The sequence below is a fragment of the Algibacter mikhailovii genome (assembly GCF_014651495.1).
Lineage (GTDB): Bacteria > Bacteroidota > Bacteroidia > Flavobacteriales > Flavobacteriaceae > Algibacter_E > Algibacter_E mikhailovii.
Genome location: NZ_BMWZ01000019.1, coordinates 1 through 5474, shown reverse-complemented (window position 1 = coordinate 5474; position 5474 = coordinate 1). Strand labels below are relative to the sequence as shown.

Here is a 5474-nt window from a genome sequence, read left to right as displayed (position 1 = left end):
TATCGATTTTTTCGTTTCATTCAGCCAATCAGTTTGTAGTGCAAAAATGACAAATATTATAATTAAAATTTTGTTCATTGTATTGATTTTGAATTACCTACAACGTTTATGTATAAGAATAGTTGCGGTTTTGTGTGCGAGGATTTTCCGAAGGAAAATCAGAAGCAAGCAAATGAGCAACCAACTTTGGATTAGCTAAAACTAGCAATTTTTTTTATACGGTGTTGGCAACAGTATTTTATTTTTTATTATTTCGGTCTAAATAAGCGGTCATTATTTTGACTTTGTCATCTCGAGAAAGCCCATAATCAATTTTTAGTTCTGGTTCAATTGGAGGTAAATGATTATCGTCTGTTAAAATAAAGCGCATAAGGTATTCGCTAATCTCAATTTCAAAACCTTCGCAGCCCATAGAATAAAATATTTTGAATTCTTTATCTTCAATTGATTTAAGAATTAAATTGGTCTTTTCATTAAAATCAATTTTTTTAATCAGACCTTCGTAACCTATCGCTTTAACAGTTCCGTTTGGGTATTTTGTTAAGTTTAATAGTTCACTATTGGTTGCAGAATTCATAATCCAAAGTCTGGTTTGCGCATACTTTTCCATAGACCTTCCATTCGGACCCGTACCACCAGTGTAACCAATGTTTTTAGCCACTAAAACAGAGTCTTTTATTGATTTAGAAACATCGTTCCAATTATGTAACCAGCTTTTATCAAAACCAGAAGTTAATACAGCAAAAATTCCAATTCCAAGTATTGTCAAAATTGGGAATAAAATCGGAAATCGACTTCTTTTGTGGTCATTTCTGCGTTTCGTCATATTGTTGCCAACGGTCTAGTATAACCGTCAGTTACGGGTTAATATGCGTTAATTTTCGGTTTAGCACAGGCTTTAGCAATTCCGAGTGGATTCGGACGTAGTCGAATCCGCCGTAATTGCGGTTATACATTGTTGTACTGCGTTTTTTATTCATAAAAGTCAGCCCATTCAGCTGTCGGTTTAAATTCTTTTTCAAACTCATTCTTTTCAGTCCGATTTAGTGAGTTGTAATATCGTGCAAAAATTGAAATGGCATCTTCTCCTTTTCCCATTCTCCAAAACATATCGTTTGGATTGATGTCAGGATATTTTTCCCAAGGTGCTTTTATCAATTCGGTATAATACTCAAGCCATTCGAATGGTAAAGAACCTAATTCCGATTCTATAAGCTTTGAATTTAATTTAATTCCGAAGTTTGTTTTGGATGACAAGGTTAAATTCCGTTTGAATCGTTCATTGATGTCTTTCAGAATACTTTTAAACTCCGATTTACTTTCAGTCATAATCACATTTACCAAACAGTCACTTTTCGATTCGTAATTAAAAATATTTACGTGAAATTTAGGTTCATCGTTCTCATAAACTATCCATTCTCCATAAGCAGAGTCAGGAAGAGAAATTTCCTCAATTTTGCCTTTTAAAGTCAGATATTTATTCGTTCGGTATTTCATTTCGCAAATGCAGTACAACGTCTTCGTGTATGGTTTCGTTGCGATTAGTCTAAGATAGCAAATAAACAGAAACCCATTGTTCAGCAGCGAGGATTTTCCGAAAGGAAAATCAGAAGCAATGAACTATACACGTTGTTGTACTTTCGTTATTTTTTTATTTCAGAATCTAATTCAACTAGAATTTGTTCTATATGTTCTTTAATTCCCTTAAAAAACCTTTCTCCATTAGCCGCTTTAATTGTCAAATAATAATCTAGAAGGATATTTTCAAATTCAACCAAGCTGAATATTTTTTTATTGTTTGTTGTATCGGAAATTGATTTGTTTTCAAAAACAAGGCCTTTATCTATAAGTACTTTGCGTACGCTTCCGTTTTTATTAAAAAGTTTTTGCATTTCATCCTTACTAGAATGAGTAGAAGTTTCTTGTAATTTTAAAAAATCTAATTCACTTTCAAAAGACGCGAGATGTTGTCTTAGTTGTTTGTTTTGAATTAAATTAAGGTTCCCTGAACTAATAATATCAGTTAACACTCCTTTCGATGGTTTGTAGGTGGCTTCACCTCCAAAAACTAAATGTATTAATTCTGATATAGCTCTATCACTGATAGTGTCACGAATATTATTATCAAAAAGAGAAAGCATATCTTCAGCCGCGTTTATTCGTTTCTCATTTTCATTTAGACAAATATTTATTTTTTTTAGGTTAGTTTTAAATTCAGTTTGAAGAGACAATAAATAACCTTGTTCTTTATTTCTTTGTTGTTTATTGTTGTTGAAATTATTAATCTGTAATGCAATTAAAATTCCGATAACAACAAGTATAATTTCTCCAATTGCATATTTAAGATACTTTCCAGTTTTATTTTTCTCCATAAGGTCATATCGAATTTTTCTAAAAAATTTTATCATTGGTTATTGGTTAGTCATAATGAAGTACAACGGTTAGGTATAAGAATAGTGCGTAGTTTGAGTGCGAGGATTTTCCGAAGGAAAATCAGATGCAAGCAAACAAGCACTAACTTTTGCTTTAGGAATAAACTTACGCATTATTTTTATACTATGTTGTAAAACGTTTTTTAGTTTTTTAAATATGGATTGTTTATAGAATATTTTTTTACACCTTTCAAGTTCTCAAATGTTAGATTTATTGTGGTATCTAATTTTGCACGTTTGACGACTATAGAGTTGCTATTTTTAGTTTTTATTAGAGTGTCACCAACTTTGAGGTATTGATATAAAATTGGGTTTTGATAAACAAAATCCATTTGAGTTGTAATTCCATTTTTTTCAAGTACAATAATATCTCTACCTCCTTCTTTTTTATAAAACTTTTGGGTTATAATTCCATCATACGACTTGTTATAAGAAGTTTTTACTGCATTATTGAAAAAGTCCTCCTCCGAAATAGAGTGTTTATCAAAAAACCAAACCGTATTTATAAACCCAATTAGAATTAAAATGGGGAAAATCAATATTTTATATTTTTTCCAGAGTCTTTTCATAATGTTTTACAACGGTCTAGGCTATGAGTAGTTGCGTGGTTTAGCATATAACTTTGCAAGTACACACCAAGCTGAAAATCCGCGAGGATTTTCAGAAGTAGGCGAGAACAAGCAATTACTTATAGCCATTGTTGTGTGCAGTTTTTATTCGGTTATTCTTTTCTTTAAATCCATTCTTTCGTGCAATATTCTTGTAATTTCTACATAATTTTTATCCAATGTTCTGTAGAATATTATGTGTCGATTTGCTTTTATTCCGAGAAGTTGCTTAGATATTCCTTCGTAGTTTTTTCCTAAATCTGGGTTTTCCGCAATTTCCTCACAGTTAGAAATCAGTCCATCGTAATATTTGTCAGCTTGTTTTTCAGACCAAACCTCAAATGTATAATCCCAAATCTTCGATAAATCCTCGACAGCTTTATTGGTCAGTTTATATTCAGCCATTCGAGTGCTTTTTCGCTTTCAAGGATTTCAAATGTTTTTTTGGGTCAAAATCGTGAGCAATTCCGCTGTCGATTCCTTCTTGAATTGCATTTTTTAGAGCAATAACTTTACTTTCCTCTTCCTCTAAAAGTCTTAGTCCTGCACGTATGACTTCACTAACGTTCTTAAACCTTCCTTCACTTATTCGGCTTTGAACGAATTGGTCAAAATAATTTCCGAGTGATATTGATGTGTTTTTGTTCATTTGACATAATTTTACTCAAATATACCAAAAATTGGTATTATAGCAAAATTTTCGTCAAATTGCACACAACGGTTACGTATAAGAATAGTGCGTAGTTTGAGTGCGAGGATTTTCCGAAGGAAAATCAGATGCAAGCAAACAAGCACCAACTTAAGATTTAGGAATAAACTTACGCATTATTTTTATACAATGTTAGCGGTAGTTTTTATTATTTCTTATTCTGTATGTCCTTAATGCTATTTCCAATTTTTTTGCGCTTATGTTAAAATCGTCAATTAATATTTTTTCTGAACCGTTCTTATAATTAAAGACTAGATAAAATTGCGAAGTTTTTCCACTGCCCTCCATTACTACTTCTTCGTTTTTGATTTCCGACCAACTTTTTAATTCTAATGTTATGGTTTTAATTCCTTTATTATCAATAATTATCTGCGGATTGGTATCTAATAATTGTTTTATTTCCTTAAATCCAAAATACGCACCAACCAAAATTAATACGGAACCGATTATATAACTATCAGATTTGATTAGTAAAAAAAGTCCAATTCCTAAAGCTCCAAACATAATTATTAAATCATAAGTGTTTTTGAATTTTGAATAATAAATAGTTGTTTTGTTAGGTAAAGAGTGGTCTTCAATATATTCATCCTTGCGTTCGAATTTTTTTAATAATTCTTTCCATTTTGATTTATCTTTCTCAGACTTCAATTCAGTTTTGTTATACCATTTAGACTCCGCCCAAATCAAACCACTTTGAATAGCGCGTTTTTTCAATTCATGAACATTTCTGACATTTTCGAATGCCCATAAACGCCATTTAGTAATAGCAAAACTCCAATATAACCATGCAAGCCCAAAACCAAGAAAAAAACCAATTCCAATAGTCCAATTCGGAACTATTTTTTCAATAAATAAATACATTGCAATTCCTGGAACTCCGAACATTATTATCATAACAGGAACATTTATTATTAAATGTCCTTTAGTGATCGCTTCGCTTACTGTGATTTGTTCTTTCATTCGGGGTTTGGGGCAAATTACCGCTAACGTGTTTGTATAAGGAAAGTTGCGTGTTTGTGTGCGAGGATTTTCCAAAGGAAAATCAGAAGCTGGCAAACAAGCAACTAACTTTGGTTTAGCTAAAACTAGCAATTTTTTTTATACGGTGTTGGCAATAGTTTTTATTTTACTTTTCCCATTATTCCCTCTTTAGTATTTTTGTCTATAAATCCGCTTTCCAATCCAGACTTATTATCCAAATTCTGGTGTTCAATTATATTTTCTCCGAATGAGAATTTATTCCGTATCTTTTTTAAGTCAAGCACTTTGTCAAAATAAATCCAGTCAGCTGTGTTTTCAGACCAAGATTTTCCGTAAAACGTTATTCGCGTATTCTTTTCAATTAATTTTTCCGCTAACCTTCTCAATTCATCCGAACGAATTGAATTTGTATAGTCAGAGAAATATTTTTCAAACTCGATTAATTTTTCCCCGATTTCATATTCAAAACCGAGACAATCAACAACAATATTACTTAAAACTCCATTTAGGTCAGAAATATATTCGTAAGATTCTAACATCCGACTTAAAGATTTTAGAATTTCATTTTTCGGATTGTTTTTAATTTCAGAGTTTAAATCTGATAATAATTTGTCTTTTTCTGTACTGAAGTTTCTCATTTCAAATGTCTCGTCCTGAAATATGGCTACAGGTTAAAATTGAAATTAAGCTGATAATTTATATACCATATTCGGTGTTTTGAAGTCTAAAGATAAATGTAATCTT

At 31.3% G+C, this 5474-nt stretch carries 8 protein-coding genes; all 8 read right to left on the bottom strand.

What is annotated here, in order from left to right:
* Positions 1-238: 238 nt before the first annotated feature.
* The 8 genes from IE051_RS18250 to IE051_RS18215 all read right to left on the bottom strand — a co-directional run bounded on the left by IE051_RS18250 (position 239) and on the right by IE051_RS18215 (position 5368).
* Positions 239-826 carry a hypothetical protein gene (locus IE051_RS18250; protein WP_189362859.1) on the bottom strand — a complete coding sequence of 196 codons (588 nt, stop codon included), beginning with the start codon at positions 824-826 and terminating at the stop codon, positions 239-241.
* A gap of 146 nt (positions 827-972) precedes the next feature.
* Positions 973-1497, bottom strand: coding sequence for a hypothetical protein (locus IE051_RS18245; RefSeq protein ID WP_189362858.1), 525 nt, complete (start codon positions 1495-1497; stop codon positions 973-975).
* A gap of 146 nt (positions 1498-1643) precedes the next feature.
* Entirely contained in the window at positions 1644-2372 is a 729-nt protein-coding gene (locus IE051_RS18240; RefSeq protein WP_189362857.1) for a DUF6090 family protein, read from the bottom strand.
* 203 nt (positions 2373-2575) lie between these two features.
* Positions 2576-3001 (bottom strand): hypothetical protein, encoded by a 426-nt coding sequence (locus IE051_RS18235; RefSeq protein WP_136482340.1) that lies wholly within the window; start codon positions 2999-3001, stop codon positions 2576-2578.
* Between the two features lie 144 nt (positions 3002-3145).
* The gene (locus IE051_RS18230; protein ID WP_189362856.1) at positions 3146-3445 is read right to left on the bottom strand and encodes a type II toxin-antitoxin system RelE/ParE family toxin; all 300 of its coding nucleotides are present in this window, start codon (positions 3443-3445) and stop codon (positions 3146-3148) included.
* Entirely contained in the window at positions 3438-3689 is a 252-nt protein-coding gene (locus IE051_RS18225; RefSeq protein WP_189362855.1) for a type II toxin-antitoxin system ParD family antitoxin, read from the bottom strand. Before IE051_RS18225 ends, IE051_RS18230 begins: the two co-directional genes overlap by 8 nt.
* A gap of 192 nt (positions 3690-3881) precedes the next feature.
* The gene (locus IE051_RS18220) at positions 3882-4841 is read right to left on the bottom strand and encodes a hypothetical protein (protein WP_229796869.1); all 960 of its coding nucleotides are present in this window, start codon (positions 4839-4841) and stop codon (positions 3882-3884) included.
* Between the two features lie 29 nt (positions 4842-4870).
* Positions 4871-5368, bottom strand: a complete 498-nt coding sequence (locus tag IE051_RS18215) for a hypothetical protein (RefSeq protein ID WP_189362854.1) — start codon at positions 5366-5368, stop codon at positions 4871-4873.
* Positions 5369-5474 lie beyond the last annotated feature (106 nt).

Coding starts and splice junctions, on each gene's coding strand:
- IE051_RS18250 (WP_189362859.1), bottom strand. CDS start 826: ATGACGAAACGCAGAAATGACCACAAAAGAAGTCGATTTCCGATTTTA.
- IE051_RS18245 (WP_189362858.1), bottom strand. CDS start 1,497: ATGAAATACCGAACGAATAAATATCTGACTTTAAAAGGCAAAATTGAG.
- IE051_RS18240 (WP_189362857.1), bottom strand. CDS start 2,372: ATGGAGAAAAATAAAACTGGAAAGTATCTTAAATATGCAATTGGAGAA.
- IE051_RS18235 (WP_136482340.1), bottom strand. CDS start 3,001: ATGAAAAGACTCTGGAAAAAATATAAAATATTGATTTTCCCCATTTTA.
- IE051_RS18230 (WP_189362856.1), bottom strand. CDS start 3,445: ATGGCTGAATATAAACTGACCAATAAAGCTGTCGAGGATTTATCGAAG.
- IE051_RS18225 (WP_189362855.1), bottom strand. CDS start 3,689: ATGAACAAAAACACATCAATATCACTCGGAAATTATTTTGACCAATTC.
- IE051_RS18215 (WP_189362854.1), bottom strand. CDS start 5,368: ATGAGAAACTTCAGTACAGAAAAAGACAAATTATTATCAGATTTAAAC.